The following is a 20,901-nucleotide window of genomic DNA, read 5'->3' as shown; positions in this document are numbered from 1 at the left end:
TGTTTATTTTGTTTATGGGTTATTTAATTCTTTTAAGTGAAATTATCTAAAAAAGAAAATTCTCCCACACAATAAATTTAAGTGGGAGAATTCGTGCCTTACTCGGCTGCGGTACCAGCAGAGGCATCCTCAGTACTCTCAGGCGAGCCAGACTCGACCTCATCGCTAAAGTCAGCCAAGCTTAGGCGTTTTAGCTGGCGGTAGCGCCTTTGCGCATCGGCCTTATTTTTAGCTAGCAACTCGTCTGCGTGCTGCGGATTCGTCTTTTTAAGCGAGTTGTAGCGAACCTCGTTTAGCAAAAACTCCTCGTAAAGCGACCAATCAGGCTCTTTTGAGGTCATTTTGAGCGGATTTTTGCCCTCTTTGATTAGGCGCGGATCGTAGACGTAGGTCGGCCAGTAGCCACACTTGGTCGCTAACTCGCCTTGATCGCCGGAGTAGGCCATGCCGCCTTTTATACCGTGCGCGATACACGGCGAATACGCGATCACGAGGCTCGGACCGTCGTAGGCCTCGGCTGCGGCGATCGCTTTTATCGTGTTTGCCTGGCTCGCGTTTGAGTTGATTTGAGCTACGAAGATATTTCCGTAAGTCATCGCGATGTAGCCAAGATCTTTTTTCTGCATTGGCTTACCGCTAGCAGTAAACTGCGCTATGGAGCCTGCGCGGCTTGATTTTGAGCTTTGACCGCCGGTGTTTGAGTAGACCTCGGTGTCAAGCACGAGCACGTTTACGTTCTCGCCGCTAGCTAGCACATGGTCAAGCCCGCCAAAGCCGATATCGTACGCCCAGCCGTCACCGCCGATGATCCACTGAGATTTTTTGATGAGATATCTTTTTAGCTCTAAAATTTCTTTTACGCCCTCTACGCTTAAATTTTGCTCCAAAATCGGCGTTAAAATTTTAGCGATTTGCGTCGTTTTCTCGCCGTCGTTTTTGTGCGCGATCCAGTCGGAGTATAGCGCGGCTAGAGCGTTTGGTGCGGCGTCTTTAGTGCGTAGCATAACATCCTCGATACGGTGGCGCAGAGTCTCTACCGCGACATTCATACCCATGCCAAACTCCGCATTATCCTCAAACAGCGAATTCGCCCACGCTACGCCTTTGCCCTCTTTGTTCGTCGTATAAGGCGTCGAAGGCGCGCTACCGCCGTAGATCGAGCTACATCCGGTGGCGTTTGCAACTATCATGCGGTCGCCGAACAGTCTTGTTACAAGCCCTATATAAGGCGTCTCGCCGCAACCCGGGCAGGCGCCGTGAAACTCAAACAGCGGCTGCGCAAAACCCACGCCCTTGACGCTATCTTTGCTCATCAGGTCGTCTTTGTACGTAACCTTTTTAAATAGATAATCGGCATTTTCCTGCTCGTGTCGCTCCATCTCCTCGGCTAGCGGTACCATGACGAGCGATTTTTCCTTGCTTGGGCAAATTTGAGCGCACAGTTCGCAGCCCGTGCAGTCTAGAGGGCTTACTTGGATTTTATATTTTAGCCCTTTTACCTCTTTGCCTTTGGCGTCTAGGACGTGATCTTGTACGGTTTGCGGCGCGGCGGCGAGCTCGTTTTCATCGATTAGAAACGGTCTGATGACCGCGTGCGGGCAGACGAAGGCGCACTGGTTGCATTGGATACAGTTGCCCTCGATCCACTTTGGCACCATTACGCCGATACCGCGTTTTTCGTATTGCGTGGTGCCTGATTTAAAGTGTCCGTCCTCAAAGCCCACAAACGCCGAAACGGGCAAGCTATCGCCCCTGGCGGCGTTGATAGGCTTGACGATTTTTTCTATAAATTCGTCGCCGACGTATTTTTCCTCCGCGCTCGCGTCATCCGTCAAATTTGCCCAGCTAGGATCAACCTCGACCTTAACCAGCCCGTCCGCGCCCATATCTATGGCCTTGTAGTTCATCTCCACGATCGCTTCGCCCTTTTTAGCATAGGCTTTGTGCGCGTACTCTTTCATGTATTTTTGCGCGTCGGCAAACGGGATGATGTCAGCCAGCTGAAAAAACGCCGACTGCATGATGGTGTTCGTGCGGTTTTTTAGCCCGATCTCGCGAGCTAGCTTAGTGGCGTTGATGATGTAGAAATTTACCTTTTTAGCGGCTAAAATTTTCTTTACTTTATTCGGCAGTTTAGCGACCGTCTGCTCGGCGTCCCAGATCGAGTTTAGCAGGAACGTCCCGCCCTCGCGGATACCGTCTATGACGTCGTAAATTTCAAGATACGCCGCGACCGAGCAGGCTACGAAGTGCGGATTTGAGACGAGATAGGTCGAGCGGATCGGGTTTTTACCAAAACGTAGGTGTGAGCGCGTGTAGCCGCCTGATTTTTTGCTGTCGTATGCAAAATACGCCTGCGCGTAAAGCTCGGTTTTATCGCCGATGATTTTGATGGAGTTTTTATTCGCCCCCACTGTACCGTCTGCGCCAAGTCCGTAAAATAAACACTCTTTCACGCTTGCGTCGCTTAGCGAAATTTTCTCGCCTACTTTTAGCGAGGTGAAAGTCACGTCGTCCTCGATACCGACGGTAAAGCCGTTTTTTGGCCCCTCTAAATTTAGGTTTTCAAATACGGCTAGCATTTGCGCAGGATCGACGTCTTTTGAGCTTAAACCGTAGCGGCCGCCCACGATCACGGGCTGATTTTTGCGTCCGTAAAACGCAGCCTTGACGTCCAGATATAGCGGCTCGCCGAGGCTTCCCGGCTCTTTCGTGCGGTCTAGCACGGCGATCTTTTCTACCGTCTCAGGCATCACGTCAAATAGGTATTTTAGGCTAAACGGACGGTATAGATGCACTTTTAGTACGCCCACCTTTTCGCCCTTTGCGCGTAGGTGATCGACGACTTCTTCGAGAGTTTGCGTAACCGAACCCATTGCGACCACGACGCGCGTAGCGTGCGGATCGCCGTAATAATTAAACGGACGATAGTCGCGTCCCGTGATTTTTGAAATTTCTTTTAGATATTCGGCCACGATATCAGGCACCGCGTCATAGTAGCGGTTAGCTAGCTCGCGCGTCTGAAAGTAGATATCGTCGTTTTGAGCCGTGCCGCGAGTTTTAGGACTTTCGGGGCTTAGGGCCTCGTCTCTAAATTTTTGCAGCGCCTCACGGTTAAGAAGCCTATCAAAGTGCGCATAGTCAAGCACCTCGATCTTTTGTATCTCGTGGCTCGTGCGAAATCCGTCGAAAAAGTGTAAAAACGGCACGCGACCCTTGATCGCCGCTAGATGCGCGACGCCCGCGATATCCATGACCTCTTGCACGGAGCCGCTTGCTAGCATAGCAAATCCCGTCTGGCGACAGGCATAAATGTCCTGATGATCGCCAAAGATAGAAAGAGCCTGAGCTGCGATAGAGCGCGCGCTCACGTGGATGACGCCGGGCAGCAACTGGCCTGCGATTTTGTACATATTCGGGATTTTTAGCAAAAGGCCTTGCGAAGCCGTGTATGTCGTAGTTAGCGCGCCTACTTGCAGCGAGCCGTGCACGGTGCCCGCAGCCCCGCCCTCGCTTTGCATTTCGACGACTTTAACCGGCATGCCGAATAGATTTTTCTTGCCCTGAGCCGCCCACATATCGGTGTAGTCAGCCATCGGCGAGCTAGGGGTGATCGGATAGATGCCCGCAACCTCGGTAAATGCGTAAGCCGCATGCGCCGCAGCCTCGTTTCCGTCCATAGTTTTCATTATTTTAGCCATTTTTCCGCCTTAAATTTTCTTATGTTTTTTAAAAATCTTTTATTATAGAGCTAGTTTCCAAAATATACTATTAATCTATGTCATTAATAAATTCTGAGAATTTTGCCTTTTAAATTACTAACTTTAAGCAAAATTCCATTACCGTAATGAAAAAAATTAAGGATAAAATTTGATAAGTGTTCATAGGGTGGCCTATTTAAGGGTTATAGCTCTTGCTTTTTGTGCTTTTATATTTAACACTACTGAGTTTGTCCCAGTGCCACTTTTAAGTGATATTGCAAAAGACTTTGATATGAGCACGGCCGATACTGGTCTTATCATCACGATTTATGCGTGGAGCGTCACTATACTCTCTTTGCCACTTATGCTTTTAACTGCAAATTTAGAACGAAAATCTCTTCTTTTAAAGGTTTTTATCGTATTTGTTTTAGCTCATACTCTTTGTGCCTTTGCTAGGAATTTTAAAATTTTAATTGTTGCTCGGTTGATGATAGCTATTGCCCATGCCATTTTTTGGGCTATTACTGCTTCACTTGCTGTTAGGCTAGCACCGATAAATAAAAGCTCGCAAGCTCTTGGATTGCTAGCTCTTGGTACATCGCTAGCGATGATACTTGGTCTGCCACTTGGAAGAATTTTAGGTGACGCACTTGGCTGGCGTGTGACCTTTGGACTGATCGGAATTTTTGCTGTTGGTATTGGAGCTTGGCTATATAAAATTTTGCCACTTCTGCCAAGTAAAAACTCAGGCTCGCTTAAAAGCTTGCCAGAGCTTGCAAGAAATGGCCTTTTAATGGTCATATTTTTACTAACGGCAATTATCATAAGCGCGCATTTTAGCACCTATAGCTACATTGAGCCATTTGCAAAAGATATCAGTGGCTTTGATGGAAAATTTATCACAATATTCCTGCTTATATTTGGCGTTGCTGGTGTAGTTGCAAGCCTGCTTTTCTCTAAATTTTATAAGCTCATTCCAAATGCATTTTCAGCAATTTCTATCATGCTTATTTTATGTTGCTTGCTTGTGTTAAATTTTATTGTTAAAAATGAAGTTTTAATGCTAGTCTTGGCCTTTGTTTGGGGGCTTGGCATAGCTGGTGTAAATATGAGTTTTCAAATAAAAGTACTAAATTTAGCCTCAAATGCTACTGACGCTGCAATGGCGATATTTTCGGCTATTTATAACATAGGCATCGGAGCAGGGGCGCTAATAGGGCATCAGACGATAGTTCATTTAGGCGAGCAAAATATCGGCAATGTTGGTAGTTTTTTTGCCGCAAGCGGACTTATAATATTTTTGTTTGCGGTATCTAAGGTTAAGAGAATTTAGATGTTTAAATATCTAAGCAAAACGTTACAAATTTCTACATATAAGTGATAATAAATATCATAACTAAGAAAAATTTTAGTTAAGCTTCCTTATAATCATTATCAGAAAATGAATAAATTTTAGGAGCTTATTATGTCAGTTTTAGTTATCGGTGCAGATGAGATAACGCCTATCAAGGCAGTTTTACATGATTTGGGAGCTGAAAAGATAGAACACTGGGATGCTAGAAATGAAAACCGCGTAAATCGCAAGCCAATCCCTCAAGATACCGAGTGTGTGGTGATGCTAACTAGCTTTTTAAACCACAACACTATGAAGACTATTAAAACTCAAGCAAAAAAGAGAAATATTCCAATTGTTTGTGCAAAAAGAAGCGTTAGTTGCGTATTTTGCGAGTACTGCAAGGTCTTTGGGCTAGATAAGGAATTTGGATGCAAAGAATAATCAATGAGATTCGGGCTTTTATCAGATATTGGCGAAATAACTCCAAATATTTTTGCAAAGCTTGATAGGCTTTCACGTGCAAAAATTTTTATTGCACTTTATAATTCTGGTGTAGAAAGTGAGCTAAAAATACCACTTTCTTATGCTAAATTTCTAAATTTAAAAGAAATTTTTGAAGCTAGGATAAATTTCCTGCTTCGTGAGAAATGTCTAAATTTTAAGCCAGCAGATCGCTTTTGTTTTTCATCAAATATCATCATAAATGCTTATTTAAAAGGCGACTTTTCAAAGATAAAATTTATAGCAAAAGAGCCAAAAATGGCGGCTGCAAAGATGATAAAAATGCTTTATGCAAGTGGAGAATTTGAGCTTTGTATCGATGCGGCACAGATGTTTTGTCAATTTGTTTATGATAAAATACGCCTCCGCCATCAAGACAAAGAGGTTGTTCTAAATGGTGGTGTCATTTCGGTCAAAAAAGATGGTAAAAATTTGCTCAGCGTCATGCCAAGCTTTAAAAAAGTAAGCTTTGATGATATGAGAAATTTAAACGACGATATAGATAGAGCCGTCGGTGTGCTTGGTCACGAGTGTGAGATGGTTTATATCGTTTTTCCTAGAAATGAGGAATTTAGGCGACACGTTGAGGTTAGGCACTGTTATGCGAGAGGCTTGATCAAGCTTGTGCCTTATACGATTATTAATAAAATTTTTTAAAAAGGATAAAAATGATAGGTATAGTTTATGGAAGCAGCATGGGAAATACCGAAGATGCAGCAAAACTTATAAGTGAGGGCCTAGGCCTTGAAAATGAGCTTTTAAACGTTGCTGATGTAGACGCAGCGAAACTAAATAGCTTTGATAAACTCATCCTTGGTACATCAACCTGGGGTAGTGGCGATCTTCAAGATGACTGGGACGCATTTGACTTTAAAGCGTTAAATCTAAGCGGAAAAACAGTCGCTGTTTTTGGCATGGGTGATAGCGAGAGCTACTCTGATGAATACTGTAACGGCATGGCAAAGCTTTACGATGAGGTCGTAAAAGCAGGTGCAAAAGTAGTTGGTGAGGTTAGCACTGATGGATATACATTTGATGGCTCTGATGCTGTAAGAAATGGAAAATTTGTAGGTCTAGCACTTGATGCTGATAACCAAAGTGATAAAACTGAGGGTAGAATTTCAGCTTGGATCGAGCAGATAAAACCTCACTTTGCTTAATGTAATTTTAGCTAGATTTTCTAGCTAAAATTTTCATATATCCATAGCTGAGATGAAGCTTTTTATTCTTTCGTTTTGGCTATTGAAAAACTCATCTACTAACCCATCAAATGCGATCACACCTTTATCTAAAAATAAAATTCTATCAGCTATCTTTCTAGCAAAATTCATATTATGAGTGACGATGATCATAGACTTTTTCTCTTTTGCAAGAGATAAGATGACTTTTAAAACTTCAGCCTCAAGCTCTGGATCAAGCGCGCTTGTAGGCTCGTCAAGTAGCAAAAAGTATGGATTTACAGCTAGGGCTCTAGCGATGGCTACACGCTGTGCTTGTCCGCCTGAGAGCCTGTTTGGATAGGTATCTTCTTTGTGGCTAAGCCCCACTTTAGCTAAAAGCTCTTTTGCCTCTTTTATCGCTTCGTTTTTATCTTTTTTTTGAACGTAGATCGGAGCTTCAGTGACATTTTGAAGCGCTGTTAGGTGCGGGAAGAGGTTGAAACTTTGAAAGACCATGCCTGTTTTTTTGCGAATTTCTAAAAGCTCTTTTGAGCTAAGCTTCTCTTTAAAATTTACAGCTCTATCATCTACCTCTAAAATGCCACTTTGTGGGATCTCAAGTAAATTTATGCATCTAAGAAGTGTTGATTTGCCACAACCTGATGAGCCAACTATCACGGTTGTTTGCCCCTCTTTGAAGCTTGTGTTTATGTTATCTAGCACCAAATGATCGCCGTAAGATTTGCTTATATTTTTAAAATTTATAGCCATTAGACATACCTTGAGACAGCTTTTTCAAGCCTTGATTGAAGATAGGTTAAGAGTGTGCAAACCACTAGATAGATGAGCGCTGCTAGGATGTAGAGGATGAGTGGCTCAAAGGTCCTTGCTGCGATCCTTTGAGCGACCATAAACATATCTACCATCGTTATAGAAGCTGCTAGTGAAGTATCTTTAACAAGGCCTATAAATGTGTTAGAAAGCGGTGGCAACGAGATCCTCACCGCTTGAGGCGCGATGATGCGCTTTAAAATTTGATAGTGCGTCATGCCAAGCGATGTGGCAGCCTCCCACTGACCTTTTGGCACAGAAAGTATGGCAGCCCTTACAGACTCAGACGCATAAGCGCCCACGTTTAGGCTAAATGCGATAGTCGCCGCACTCCAAGTATCAAGCGTAACGCCGAGGCTAGGAAGTCCGTAAAATACGATGAAAAGCTGCACAAGAAGCGGCGTGCCACGAAATATCCAAACATAGGTGGCAAATATAAATTTTAAAATTTTTATATTTGAAAGCCTTGCTACTGCTGTGATAATGGCGATGACAAGCCCTAGCGAAAACGAGAGCAAAGTAAGTGGGATCGTCACTTTTAAAAGTGCGATGATCATCGGTAGCGTCGAGCTTGAAACAAGCTCGATCACTCTATCTAAATTTTCCATTTTTGCCTTGTTGGTTTATAAATTTATTTTGAGACGTCTTTGCCAAAGTAGCTTTTTGAGATGGCTTCTAGTTTTCCCTCTTTTGAAAGTTCGTTTAGTGCATTTGAAATTTGCTCTGCAAGTTCGGCGTTGTCTCTTTTGACAGCTGCTGCTGTGTAGTCTTTCTCGTCAAGTGAGGCAGCTATCTTCACAGGTGCGTTTGGACGCTCTTTTATGAAGTCGTAAAATACGATGTTATCTCTTACAACAGCATCTACACGTCTTGATATAAGAAGCTCCATGCTTTTAGCAAAACTATCTGTTACGACGTGTTCAGCACCGTATTTTACAGCGACTTTCGCCCAGTTACTAGTCGCTGAGTCGGCATCTTTTTTACCTTTTAGATCAGCAAAACTTTTTATATCGTTATTATCTTTTCTAGTGATGATAGCGCCAAATGTCACAGTATAAGGCACTGAAAAAGCATATTTTTTCTTTCTCTCATCAGTTATGCTAACTTGATTAAACACAACGTCTGCTTTGCCAGCATCAAATGCTGCTAGCATCGCGTCCCAAGGAGCTGTTAGAAACTCAACTTTTAAATTTAGCTTTTGCGCTACGGCTCTTGCGATATCTACATCGTATCCCACTAGCTCATTTTTATCATTATAAAATGTAAAAGGCGCGTAAGTGCCTTCTGTTGCTACTGTTAGCACGCCGTCTTTTATGGTCTTTGCTTGTAAATCTAGAGCCATTGCAAGCACAGCTACTATTTTTAATAAATTTGTAAATTTCATTTTGATCCTTTATTTTGAAATATCTTTTCCAAAATATTTCATCGAAATTTCGCTTATCTTACCCTCGGCTTTTAGTTCATCAAGCGCTTTGTTTATCGCTTCTAGTAGCTCAGTGTTGCCTTTTTTAACGATTGCAGCTGTTGGCATCGGCTCGTTGCTTGTGTATGCGATTTTTAGTGGCGCATTTGGGCGTTGTTTGATGTAGTCAAAAAATGTAACGTTATCGTTTATCGTATCATCAGCTCTTTTTGAGATGATAAGCTCCACGCCTTTGCTAAAGCCATCAGCTACGACCACTGTTGCGCCATTTTTCTCGGCTATCGCTGCCCAGTTGCTAGTCGCAGAGTGCACGCTCTTTTTACCTTTTAGATCAGCAAAACTTTTGATGTCGTTATTGTCTTTATGCACGACAATTACTGGATATGGCATAGTGTAAGGCACGCTCATACCATACTTTTTCTTTCTATCTTCGTTTATACTAACTTGATTAAATACAACATCGGCCTTACCAGCATCAAAAGCCGCAAGCATCGCATCCCAAGGAGCTGTTAGAAACTCGACTTTTAAATTTAGCTTTTGCGCTACTGCTCTTGCGATATCTACGTCATATCCCACTAGCTCGCCCTTTTCATCATAAAATGAGTAAGGTGAGTAAGTGCCTTCAGTTGCAACTATAAGTTCGCCTTTTTTGATAGTTGAAGCATTTAAATTTAAAGCTAAAAAAGCACCTGCGATAAAGCCAAAAATGGGCTTAAAATTCATTGATTCTCCTTATTTAAAAATATCTTTGTCGAAGTATTTAAGCGAAATTTCGCTTAAAGCTCCTTCTTTGCTAAGCTCATTTAGGGCAAAATTTATCTTAATTAAGCTCTTTGTTACCTTTTTCTACGTTATAGCCCATTTTGTTCACTATTTGTATGGCGTTATCTTTTATGCTTGCTAGTAAAATTTTGTAAAGGCAGAATTTAGCAAACAATCGCACGAATTGCACCAAATTTAAAAAGCGCTAGAAAATTTTTATATAAAACTCTTTCTAAAAATAAAATCAATAGCAGAATTTGCAAAAAAAAAGAAAAATTTTTAAGATTTATGCAAATGTTAGTCGCAACTACGATCTGGCCAGTATTTTGGTGCATTTTATCACGAAAAAAGAGAGCGGTGCCTCACTCCGCTAAAAGTGAGACCGCTAGAGCTTTTACCCCCTTAAAATCAACCTTACCGCTTGCAAGCGTTGGTATATCATCAACGATAAATATATAGCTTGGCATCATTATAGGAGCTAGGCTGCTCTCTTTTAAAATTTGCTCGATATTTTCAGGCTCTGTGCCACTTTTTACTAAAAGTGCGATCGCTTCACCCTTTTTGCTATCTGGCACGTTTGCGCTACTAAAGACAACGTCGCCCCCAAGCACCTTTGCAAGCTCTTCTTCGACGCTTCCAAGGCTTATCATCTCGCCGCCTATCTTGGCAAATCTTGAGTATCTATCTACGATAAACACAAAGCCGTTTTCATCGATGTGGCCTTTATCGCCAGTTTTATAGTATCTTACGCCATCAATGTGCGTGATGACCTCGCTTGTTTTGGCCTCGTCGTTTAGATAGCCTTTCATCACCTGCGAGCCGCCGATGACGATGAGCCCGTCTGTGCCAGTTTCTAGCTCTTCAAGCGTCTCTGGGTCGATTATTTTTATGATAGTGCCAGGCAGAGGCATGCCAACGCTGCCAGGTCTATTAAATGTAAGCTCTTTTAGGCTCTCTTTTTCTAGGATATTTGGCATATTTACAGCAGCTACAGGCGCCGTTTCTGTCGCGCCATATCCTTCATAAATTTCTATGCCAAATTTGAGCCTAAACTCGTCTTTTATCTCAGGTTTTAGCTTTTCGGCCCCAGCTACGACCATTCTGGCACTTTGAAACATCAGCGGATGAAGCTTTTTGTTTCTGGTGTAGAGCCTAAAGAAGGTCGAGGTGCCAAAGATGATGCTAACGCTGTGTCTTGCAGCCATTTTGCCGATAGTCGCTCCGTCTGTTGGGTCAGGCACGCTTACCATTTTTATGCCCTCGCAAAGCGGCATGAGCGTGGTGACTGTTAGTCCAAATGAGTGAAATACAGGGAGTGAGTTTAAGATCACGTCATCTTTTTTGAAATTTAGAAGTTCGCTTATTTGCTTAATGTTTGCAAGTAAATTTTTATGGCTTAGCTCGATGCCTTTTGGCTCGCCCTCGCTGCCGCTGCTAAATAAAATGGTGGCTGTATCTTCTAAGCTTACACGCTTGAAATAGCAAAGCTTAATAAGCCAAACTGGAGCAAAAAAGGCAGTTAAAAGCGCTAAAAATTTCTCTTTTTTCGAGACACTGGCTGAGAGATCTTCTGCAAATTTAGCCTTGCCACTCATCGCATCTTTTAGATCAAAGCCCTTAAGTGCGAGCTTTTCAAGAAATTTGCTAGATGTGATGACTGTATTTATATTTGCCTTTCTTAAGGCGTGATTTAGCGAGGTCTCATTAAGCGTATAGTTTAAATTTACGCTCACTTTGCCCATGGCAAGAAGCGCCATATTTACTATCGCCGCGATACTTGAGCTAGGCAGCAAGATGCCTATATTTTTCTCATCTTTTAGCTCGCGTTTGAAAATTTTGATAAAGACTAAAACGGCTGTTATAAATTTCAAGTTGCTTAAATTTAGCCCAGTGCTGTCGCTCACGCACTCTTTAAATTTATTTTCTTTTGCGTTATTTAGCCACTCGCTCGTTAGTGGTTTTTGCCTTGAGATAAAGCTCTCCCACGATGAAAAGCTAAGCTCAAGCACCTTTTGCTTCATCTTCGCAGCGTTTATAAATGTGGTTATTGGCTTGCCAAAGGCGACGATGATGTCGCGTCTGCCGTTTTTAGAAGTGAGGTCTTTATAAAATTTACTAGCTCTTGAAAAGCTCGAACCCCAAAGGCCACGAAGGTAAAATGGCACGATGCAAATTTCTTCTAGATCTCTGATGATAAGCTCAAAGCCTTTTTGAAACTCGTTTATCTGGCCGTTATAGCTGATGTGGCCCTCTGGAAAAAGTGCGACCACTTCGCCATTTTTTAGGCACTCTCTAACTAACTCGATCGACTCTTTGCTAGCCCCTGCGCCTATTGGGATCACTTTAAAAAATTTAAAAATTTGCTTTAGATACCATTTGTTATAGATCGTTCTATACATGACAAATCTTATGCCCCTTGGGCTTGCAGCTTGAAGCACGAGCCAGTCGATCCAGCTGATGTGATTGCCAAGAAGTAGTGCGCCGCCACTTTGTGGTAAATTTTGAAGCCCTTCAACGAAGAATCGGTACTTTGTCTTTAAAAATGGCAACAAAAGTAGCCTTGTAAAAAGGTGTGGAAGCTGTAAAATGGCGTAAAAACTGCCGATCAAGCAAACAAGGGCTGTAAAGACAAAGAGCCCAGTGGTTGAAATTTCAAAATATACTAAGCCTATGCCAATGGCTAGAAATAGTAGCATTGAGACGTTTTGTAAAAAGTTGTTTGCCGCCATTATCTTGCCGGTGGTCTTTTGTGGGGCGAAGTACTGGATCATCGCATTTAGCGGTACTATAAAAATTCCACCAAAAAAGCCAAACGCAAATGAGCTAAGGCTCACTACGCCGATACTTGAGCCAAATGCGAAAAATAAAAGTGAGAAAAATATGCCCATAGCGCCCATTGGCACGATACCAAGCTCGATGTGAAGCTTTGACATAGAGCCAGCCACGTATGAGCCAAATGCGATGCCTATGGCACTTGCTGCTAGAATTGCTTGCACCGCTAGCGAGCTGTCATCGCTAAAAACGGCCTTGTAATGAGCTGGGAAAGCTGCGATGATGATCTGAGAAATTCCCCAAAATATACTAAGTCCAGCGATGCTTAGCCAGATATTTTTATCTGACCTTACTTCTTTTAAATTTTCTCTTAAATAGCTAAGGCGAATATATTTTTTAATATCAAAATTTTCGCTTGTTTCATCTTTTTCATCGATGCAAGGTAACTTATAGGCAAAGTACGCTTCAAGTGCGCTAAATACGACTAAAAAGATGCCAATAGGATAGACGCTTTTTAAAATTTCTTCTGAATTTTCGCCTTGGATGTATAAATTTTCAAATATAAATGAAAATAAAAATGAGCTAACAAGTATCGCTACGATGGTGAGCGCTTGAATAATGCCATTTGCTGTGCCAAGGCGCTCAGGGCCGACTAGGGCTTTGATGATGCCGTATTTTGCTGGTGAGTAGATCGCACTTTGAGCGGCTAGTATGAGCGTTAAAGCAAAGGCTACGCCAAAAGCACCTGCAAGATAGCTAAAAAGCACCGCGACACTAATGATAAGGCCAAAAACAGCACAAATTCTTATGACCTTTATTTTTGCGAATTTATCATTTATAAAGCTTGAAGGCGAAAATAAAAAGATAAATGGTAGCAAGATCATTGCGTTTATGACGGCTGTTAAGATAAAAAGTATGTCGCCATCGTATGTTTTTAAAAGAACATTTTGTATGGTTATTTTGTGTGCTAGATCGACGCTTGCATTTAAAAATGCGATCGCAAGGTAGGGCAAAAAGCCAGCAACTTTTAATAAACTCATCATAGAAATACCTTTGTGATTTTAAAAATTTTGTAAATCTAACAGCAAAATATTTAAAATATTATTAATAAAAAACTCTACATTAAATTTGGTAATAAAAATTTCTAAGAAATTTAAATTTTATATGCTTTTGGATAAAATCAGCCCATCAAAAATAAGGAAAAATTTATCATGAACTATGAAATAATCGTCGTTGGCGGCGGACATGCAGGCATTGAGGCAAGTCTTGCGGCTGCTAGAATGGGCAAGCAAACTTTACTAATCACGATCTTAGCCGAGCAAATAGGCGCTGCAAGCTGTAATCCAGCTATCGGCGGCCTTGCGAAGGGGCATCTTGTAAAAGAGATTGATGCGCTTGGTGGTCAAATGGGGCTTACAACTGACGCTGTTGGCATCCAGTTTCGCGTGCTAAATGAGAGCAAAGGTCCAGCAGTGCGAGGTAGTCGCGCTCAGATCGATATGGATAGATACCGCGTTTATATGAGAAATTTGCTTTTAAACACGCCAAATTTAGAAATTTCTCAAGAGATCGCCACTGAAATTTTAAGCGAAAATGGCGAAGTAATAGGCGTTAAAACCCACCTAAATAACATCTATAATGCAAAAAAGGTGGTAATCACAACTGGCACATTTTTAAACGGGCTAATTCACGTTGGATTTAACAAGCTAGAAGCTGGCCGTGTGGGCGAGCTAAGTGCAAAGGATCTAAGCGGCAGTCTAAGGGATCTTGGGCTAAATTTAGGTAGGCTAAAGACCGGAACGTGTCCAAGGATCGATGCAAAAACTATAAATTTTGAAATTTTAGAAAAGCAAGATGGTGACGCAAAACCAGTTGCATTTAGCTTTAGAACTAAAAATTTTTCCCCAACGCAGCTGCCATGCTACATCGCCTATACAAACGAAACCACGCATGAGATAATCCGCTCAAATTTCGACAAAGCGCCACTTTTTACAGGACAGATTGAGGGCATTGGGCCAAGATATTGTCCAAGTATCGAGGATAAGATAAACCGCTTTGGCGACCGCGACAGACACCATCTTTTTATAGAGCCTCAAACACTTGAAGCTACAGAGTACTACATAAACGGCTTTTCAACGAGCCTGCCTTATGAGGTGCAAGTGCAGATGTTGCGCTCCGTAAAGGGTTTTGAAAATGCGAAAATCGTAAGGCATGGATACGCCATCGAGTACGATTACGTCGAGCCAACACAGCTAAAACATAGCTTAGAGACCAAAAAGGTAAAAGGTCTTTATCTAGCTGGGCAGATAAACGGTACGACCGGATACGAGGAGGCCGGCGCTCAAGGGCTAATGGCAGGCATAAATGCAGCGCTTTCACTTGATAATAAAGAGCCACTTGTCTTGCGCCGCGATGAAGCGTATATCGGCGTTTTGATAGATGATCTTGTCACAAAAGGGACAAAAGAGCCATATAGGATGTTTACGAGCAGGGCGGAGTACCGCTTGCTTTTGCGTGAGGAAAATGCCATTTTAAGGCTTGGCGGATATGGCCATGGGCTTGGGCTGCTTGATGATGAGACTTTTAATGAAATTGAAGCTATCAGGCAAAATTTAAAAGATGGACTTGCTTACCTTAACAATACTCAAATTACGCCAAGCAAGCAAAATTTAGAGCTTTTAGCTAGCCTTGATGAAGAGCCAATAAGCCAAAATGTGAGCCTTCAAAAGATTGTTGCACGCAAGAGCTTTACGGCTGAGAAACTAAGAAAGCTTGATCAGAAATTTTCAAATTTAGATGATGCGAGCGTGGATCAAATTTTAACCGAGTGTAAATATCAGCACTACATAAATGAGCAAAAAAATCAGATAGAAAAAATGAAAGATATGATGGATGTGAAAATTCCTGAAAATTTTGACTTTAGAAGTGTTAGTGGCCTTAGTAATGAAGTGGTAGAAAAGCTTGAGAAATTTGCACCGCCGACACTTTTTGCTGCGAGTGAAATTTCAGGTATCACGCCAGCTGCGATTGATATCTTACATATTTATATAAAGATGAATGAGAAAAGGCTTGACTGATTTTGATTTTAGATTTAGTTCAAAAAGCCATAAAACTTAAAAATTTTTATCTTAAAATCAAAATTTACGTTTAAGTTAAAATTAACATTATTTTTGCAGATTATATTTAGAAATTATACTTTTTTAATTTTTTGAGAGTATAATCGTTAAGAATTTATTTATAGAAAGGAATTTAATGTCAGTAAAGCAAGAAAGACGTAGCTTTATCGGCCTTGCGTTTGGTGCTGTGGCAGCTGTCGGCGGCGCTATGTCACTAGTGGCTGTTAAAAAGACTTGGGATCCACTTCCAAGCGTAAAAGCTGCTGGTTTTACAACAGTTGATCTAAGTCCGATCAAAGATGGAGAAATGAGGCAGGTTGAATGGCGTAAAAAGCCTATTTTCATCCTCAAAAAAAGTCCTGATATGGCTAAAAATGACAAAAGAGATGTTGTCGTGGGGGATGCTAGATACGTAGTTCTTATCGGACTTTGCACGCATCTTGGCTGTATACCTGAGTATAAAGCAAGCAAACAAATGTTTGTATGTGCCTGTCATGGCGGCGAATTTAACGCCGACGGAATGCAAACATACGGACCTCCTCCAAGACCACTTGATATACCACCATTTAAGATTGATGGAACCAAGCTAGTTCTAGGCGAAACAAGCCCAGAATACGAAAAATTAGTAGCAAAAGCTTAGGAGGATAGCAATGTCTTTAGCTCATAAATCAACTGGCGTTATTGACTGGCTTGATCAACGCCTAGCTTTTACAAAACTTATAAAGGTTCTAGTTAGCGAATACTGGATTCCAAAAAATATAAATTTCCTTTGGGCAATGGGCGTTATTTTAACAACGCTTTTTATGCTCTTAATTGTTACTGGTTTTTTACTTTTAATGTATTACAAACCAGATGTAAATTTGGCATTTGATAGTGTAAATTATACTATCATGCAAGAGGTCGAGTATGGCTGGCTTTGGCGTCACATTCACGCAGTTTCAGCTTCTACGATATTTCTTATTATGTATATTCACTTGCTTACTGGACTTTACTATGGTTCATACAAAAGAGGCAGAGAGGTCATTTGGATAAGTGGTATGGTGTTATTTATCTGTTTTTCAGCGGAAGCATTTAGTGGTTATATGCTCCCATGGGGACAGATGAGCTATTGGGCGGCAACTGTTATCACTCAGCTTTTTGGCGGTGTGCCAGTTATTGGTGATGCTTTAGTTGAGTGGATTAGAGGTGATTATGCAGTTGGCGACTCAACACTTACTAGATTTTTTATGCTTCATGTTTGTTTATTGCCACTTGTGACGATAGCTGTTTTGGTTATTCACTTCTACTCTTTAAGAGTTCCACACGTTAATAACCTAACAAGCGAAGATATCGACTTTGAAGTAGAGGCACAAGAGTATCTACACGGCGATAGAGCGAAATCTAAAGTTATACCATTTTGGCCAGGATTTTTGGCAAAAGACTTTATGTATGTATCATTCTTTATGATATTCGTCATCTATCTTGTTTGCTATCACTTCAACTTTGCAATGGATCCTATCAACTTTGAGCCAGCAAATCCACTAAAAACCCCACCACATATCTATCCAGAGTGGTATTTCTTGTGGCAATATGAAATTTTACGTGGCTTTTTCTTTGATATAGCCGGAATTTCTGCTTATAACATTGGTCTTATCGCGTTTGCGTTTGCGGGTGTTGCATTCATGCTTATACCTCTTCTTGATAGAAGCGACCTTGTAGCTCCAGCTCACAAAAGACCACTATTTTTTATATGGTTTTGGGTCTTAGCTATCGATCTTATCGTATTATCTATATATGGTAAGCTCCCAACAGGTGGTTATAATGACTGGATAGGATTTTATTCATCATTGCTATTCTTGTTCTTATTTATAATTGCATTGCCAGTTATCACAATACTTGAAAGAAAGAGGGGCTAATTATGAAAGAGCTTAAAATTTTTGCCATTGTTGTTATTCTTTCAGGTGTTTTATATTGGGGTATCGAGCCTTATGCTCACACAAAGCTTCACCCTCATACTGCAAATGCCGAGTATAACTTCTCAAAAGAAGATACTGACTATGCAAAGCACTTTTTAGAGCAAAAAAAGACAGCACTTGAGACTGCTAAGGCTAGTGGAAATAAGGCAAGTATAGATGCGGCTACAAAAGATGTAGAAGTAGCACAAAAAATTCTTGATGACTATACAGCATTTTGGAATGACATTAACTCTATCGACCTTACAAAAGGTGACGCCACAAAGGGTGCTGATACTTTTGTAGCAGCTGGATGTACAGGATGCCACGGTATAGAGGCAGCAGGTATGCCAGCTGGTATGGATGCTGAGACAGCTAGTCAAAGCTTTGGTGTAGCGCCACCAGATCTTAGTACCGCTGGTAAAATTTATGATGATAAATTCTTAGCTGCTCTCATTAAAAACCCAACTATGGCTTTAAAACTAACTCATAAATTTAACGACGAGCATCCATTTCCGATGACCGCATTTATGGGTGCTGGTAGTGATATAAATGCTGAGACTGCCGATATAGTAGCTTATTTGAAAAAGGTATCTGCTGATTATGAAAAGGCAAATAATAAGATCACTGAAGAAAAGGTTTTCGCTGATGCATGTCAAAGATGTCATGATATAAAATATGACAAAAAATATGCATTTAGCAACAAAGTAAGCCTTGCTGCTTATATGGGCTCAAACCCACCTGATCTATCTATGATGATTCGTTCAAAAGGTGCTGACTACTTGCATAAATTTATAAACGATACTCAAAAGATGCTTCCAGGCACTGCGATGCCTAGAGTTGGTTTAAATAAAGCCGCTGAAGACGACGTGGTAGCTTATATCCAAAAAGTAGGTGACAAGAAAAAGGCTGAGCGCGAGAGCACAGGGCTTTATGTCATGATCTACTTCTTTATATTAGGAATTTTTGCTTGGCTTTGGAAACGCAAAGTTTGGAGCGAACTACACTAAAATTTAAGAGCCTATTTGGCTCTTAAATCCTCTCTGGTAAATTTACATATATAAATAGGTATTCTTTAAATTTATTCTTTTACAAAATTTAATCAAGCAGTCTTGCAAATTTTAAAATCTTATTCACTCGCCTTAGCAGACTACTAAACTTAGGCTGCACTACGTTTAGCACTGAATTTAGAGCCGTTTAAAATTTATCTGACACTTGTTTGATGTAAAATGCATGCGGCGCAAAGCGCTATCGCATGCTCTCTAACGTACGAGGGGTTTTTACTTCGACTTCGTCTCGTAACTGCAAGCAGACAGGGGATTAAAAAAAAGGGGATAAGGGTACGGCTTCGTAATTCAAGTCCCCTCCCTTTCTAATAAAGTTTTTAAATTTAAAGTCTATATTTTTAAAAATAGAAATTTACTATTTTGCAAATTTTAAAACTTTCATTTACTCGCAAGAATTTGACTACCGATTTTGAGCCTCGCAAGGCTTGCCACTAAAATCAAAGCCAAAATTACTCGTTTATGAAATTTTAAAAATTTGCCTAAAACCTAAAGCAGTAGTATGCCTATGCTACCATGTGAGCTATGAATACACAAGCATTTTGGTAGAAAATAGAAATATATCTGAGTTTTAACGGTCGCTATTTAAATAAATCTATTTTTAAGCAAATCACTTACCAAAACCCACTAATTTTCACAAAAATAGTAAAATTTAGCTCCGCATCAAGCCTATTTAAAATTAAATTTCCTTGGCGATCTTGCTCATTTTATTGAGTAGTTTTTCACATTCATTTGGCTTTAGGTTACCGTATTGAAGCTTTGTTATCATCTGCATGAAGTCAAATTGTTTAAACATTTGCGCATCGTTTTTTAGCTCTTTTTCTAGCTTTTTATAAATTTTTTCAGTCTCTTTATTTGTTTTTTCTAAATTTTGTAAAAAGCTTCCAGTTGCGCTCATATCAAGGTCGTTTTTTGCAGCTTTATCGATGGCATTTTTTAGATTTGCTAAATTTTCAGAAATTTTCATCAGCATTTCCTTTTGGATTTTAAAATTTAGAGCAAATTTTATTCCTAAATTTTCTCCCACCACTTTTTCCTAGGCGGATTTTGGGTAGTGAAAACTTCTCCGATCATCGGCGTTGCGTAGTTTAGCTCAAGTTTTGTCGCTGCCTTTTCAAAACGCTTGATTGGCTCATCCCAAGCATGATAAGATAGATCAAACTTGCCCCAGTGTACCGGTACACCAAGCTTTGCACCAAGATTTTTTAGTGCTTGCGCTGACTCCTCTGGCTTCATATGCACGTAAGGCCAGCCATCGCCGTAAGCACCATTTTCGATAAAAACTAGATCAAAGGCGCCAAATTTCTCATTTATCATCTTAAAATGCTTGCCGTATCCGCCATCTCCGCTAAAATAAAAGCTAAAGCCAGCCTTTTGGGCCGCCCAGCCACCCCAAAGCGTCGTATTTCTTTTAAATGTGCGCCCGCTAAAGTGCCTTGAAGGACAAAACGTGAAGTTTAAATTTCCTATTTTTTGCTCACCAAACCAGTCAAACTCATAAATTTTGTCTTCATCAACGCCCCATTTTACAAGGTGAGCTTTTACGCCAAGTGGCACTAGAAACTTGCAAATTCTATCCTTTAGCTCAAGGATCGTTTTGTGATCAAGATGATCGTAGTGATCGTGCGAGATGAGGGCGATGTCGATCACTTCTGGGTAGTCACTAGCAGTGATAGCATGCTCGTAGGTAAAGGGCTTACCGCCAATTGGCAGTGGAAATGCTCGGTGCAAAACTGGGTCTGTGACGATGGTTTTGTCATCAAGCTTACAGATGAGGCTAACATGCCCTAGCTAGATAAATTCGCCGTTTTTGAGGGCCTTTGCGTCAAATTTTAAATTTGGCAAAGGTCGCTTTGGTAGCTTGCCCTTTGGTGGAAAGAGCGCTTGCAGGACGAATTTTGGCATAGATGCTTGCGGACTTTTCTTTACCATATCAATTGTCGGCTCTAAATTTATAAAAACTTTGCCGTTAAAATTTGGTGAAGCCTCTATGAGTTTTTGACTCTTAGCATCTGGTGTGCCACCAAAAACAGTGGCAAATTTCATAAAAAGAAACACTGCAACAATAAACAAAACTATGACTACAAAAATTTCCATAAAAAGCCTTTAAATTTAAAGGTCGGATTATATTTTAGATTTTTAAATTTCAGTTTTATTTAATTAACCAGAGCTTAAATAATTAACTTATAAATTTAAAGTTAATTAGGATATTTTTACTCTTTATAGGAAAATTTTATTAATAAATATTATCCTTTAGCAAATAAACATACCTAAAAATCGATATTATGTAGATAATCTTAAAGA

General features: G+C 40.8%; 16 protein-coding genes and 1 pseudogene. 8 read left to right on the top strand and 9 right to left on the bottom strand.

Annotation, left to right across the window (positions count from 1 at the left end; translation table 11 throughout):
- Positions 1-98 precede the first annotated feature (98 nt).
- The gene (nifJ, locus tag CYP54_RS05160; RefSeq protein WP_103604450.1) at positions 99-3,701 is read right to left on the bottom strand and encodes a pyruvate:ferredoxin (flavodoxin) oxidoreductase; all 3,603 of its coding nucleotides are present in this window, start codon (positions 3,699-3,701) and stop codon (positions 99-101) included.
- Between the two features lie 169 nt (positions 3,702-3,870).
- Here nifJ and CYP54_RS05155 point away from each other — a divergent pair, with 169 nt between their 5' ends.
- The 4 genes from CYP54_RS05155 (at position 3,871) to fldA (ending at position 6,698) form a co-directional block, all read left to right on the top strand.
- Positions 3,871-5,034: a sugar transporter gene (locus CYP54_RS05155; RefSeq protein WP_103604449.1), complete on the top strand. Its 1,164-nt coding sequence runs from the start codon at positions 3,871-3,873 to the stop codon at positions 5,032-5,034.
- Positions 5,035-5,166: 132 nt separating this feature from the next.
- Entirely contained in the window at positions 5,167-5,478 is a 312-nt protein-coding gene (locus tag CYP54_RS05150) for a DUF2325 domain-containing protein (protein ID WP_002939277.1), read from the top strand.
- Between the two features lie 3 nt (positions 5,479-5,481).
- A complete protein-coding gene (locus CYP54_RS05145) occupies positions 5,482-6,195 on the top strand; it encodes a UDP-N-acetylmuramate--alanine ligase (protein ID WP_103604448.1) in 714 nt (237 codons plus the stop codon).
- An 11-nt stretch (positions 6,196-6,206) separates the two neighbouring features.
- A complete protein-coding gene (fldA, locus tag CYP54_RS05140; RefSeq protein ID WP_072595412.1) occupies positions 6,207-6,698 on the top strand; it encodes a flavodoxin FldA in 492 nt (163 codons plus the stop codon).
- 33 nt (positions 6,699-6,731) lie between these two features.
- Here fldA and CYP54_RS05135 read toward each other — a convergent pair whose 3' ends face one another.
- From CYP54_RS05135 to CYP54_RS05110, 5 genes are all read right to left on the bottom strand, one after another.
- Complete coding sequence (locus tag CYP54_RS05135) at positions 6,732-7,469, bottom strand: amino acid ABC transporter ATP-binding protein (RefSeq protein WP_103576604.1); 738 nt, start codon at positions 7,467-7,469, stop codon at positions 6,732-6,734.
- On the bottom strand, positions 7,469-8,137 hold the full coding sequence (locus tag CYP54_RS05130) for an amino acid ABC transporter permease (RefSeq protein WP_103566155.1): 669 nt from the start codon (positions 8,135-8,137) through the stop codon (positions 7,469-7,471). The genes CYP54_RS05135 and CYP54_RS05130 overlap by 1 nt, the downstream gene beginning before the upstream one ends.
- A gap of 23 nt (positions 8,138-8,160) precedes the next feature.
- Positions 8,161-8,913 carry an amino acid ABC transporter substrate-binding protein gene (locus CYP54_RS05125; protein WP_103604447.1) on the bottom strand — a complete coding sequence of 251 codons (753 nt, stop codon included), beginning with the start codon at positions 8,911-8,913 and terminating at the stop codon, positions 8,161-8,163.
- 9 nt (positions 8,914-8,922) lie between these two features.
- Entirely contained in the window at positions 8,923-9,675 is a 753-nt protein-coding gene (locus CYP54_RS05120) for an amino acid ABC transporter substrate-binding protein (protein WP_103604446.1), read from the bottom strand.
- 401 nt (positions 9,676-10,076) lie between these two features.
- On the bottom strand, positions 10,077-13,529 hold the full coding sequence (locus tag CYP54_RS05110; protein ID WP_103604445.1) for an acyl-[ACP]--phospholipid O-acyltransferase: 3,453 nt from the start codon (positions 13,527-13,529) through the stop codon (positions 10,077-10,079).
- Between the two features lie 168 nt (positions 13,530-13,697).
- Here CYP54_RS05110 and mnmG point away from each other — a divergent pair, with 168 nt between their 5' ends.
- From mnmG to CYP54_RS05090, 4 genes are all read left to right on the top strand, one after another.
- Positions 13,698-15,563 carry a tRNA uridine-5-carboxymethylaminomethyl(34) synthesis enzyme MnmG gene (gene mnmG / locus CYP54_RS05105; protein ID WP_103604444.1) on the top strand — a complete coding sequence of 622 codons (1,866 nt, stop codon included), beginning with the start codon at positions 13,698-13,700 and terminating at the stop codon, positions 15,561-15,563.
- A gap of 175 nt (positions 15,564-15,738) precedes the next feature.
- Positions 15,739-16,242 carry a ubiquinol-cytochrome c reductase iron-sulfur subunit gene (gene petA, locus CYP54_RS05100; RefSeq protein ID WP_021091707.1) on the top strand — a complete coding sequence of 168 codons (504 nt, stop codon included), beginning with the start codon at positions 15,739-15,741 and terminating at the stop codon, positions 16,240-16,242.
- A gap of 10 nt (positions 16,243-16,252) precedes the next feature.
- Positions 16,253-17,497 (top strand): cytochrome b, encoded by a 1,245-nt coding sequence (locus CYP54_RS05095; protein ID WP_103604443.1) that lies wholly within the window; start codon positions 16,253-16,255, stop codon positions 17,495-17,497.
- Between the two features lie 2 nt (positions 17,498-17,499).
- The gene (locus CYP54_RS05090) at positions 17,500-18,543 is read left to right on the top strand and encodes a c-type cytochrome (protein WP_103604442.1); all 1,044 of its coding nucleotides are present in this window, start codon (positions 17,500-17,502) and stop codon (positions 18,541-18,543) included.
- A 733-nt stretch (positions 18,544-19,276) separates the two neighbouring features.
- Here CYP54_RS05090 and CYP54_RS05085 read toward each other — a convergent pair.
- From CYP54_RS05085 to CYP54_RS10130, 3 genes and pseudogenes are all read right to left on the bottom strand, one after another.
- Positions 19,277-19,564, bottom strand: a complete 288-nt coding sequence (locus tag CYP54_RS05085; RefSeq protein WP_103604451.1) for a hypothetical protein — start codon at positions 19,562-19,564, stop codon at positions 19,277-19,279.
- A gap of 44 nt (positions 19,565-19,608) precedes the next feature.
- Positions 19,609-20,376 (bottom strand): annotated as a pseudogene (locus tag CYP54_RS05080) (MBL fold metallo-hydrolase); the annotation flags it as partial.
- Between the two features lie 12 nt (positions 20,377-20,388).
- Positions 20,389-20,694 carry a hypothetical protein gene (locus CYP54_RS10130; protein WP_258033668.1) on the bottom strand — a complete coding sequence of 102 codons (306 nt, stop codon included), beginning with the start codon at positions 20,692-20,694 and terminating at the stop codon, positions 20,389-20,391.
- Between the last annotated feature and the right edge of the window lie 207 nt (positions 20,695-20,901).

The sequence above is a fragment of the Campylobacter concisus genome, from assembly GCF_002914005.1.
In the GTDB taxonomy this organism is placed as follows: domain Bacteria; phylum Campylobacterota; class Campylobacteria; order Campylobacterales; family Campylobacteraceae; genus Campylobacter_A; species Campylobacter_A concisus_N.
The sequence above is the reverse complement of the archived record's forward strand: the minus strand, read 5'-3'. Positions and strand labels throughout refer to the sequence as shown.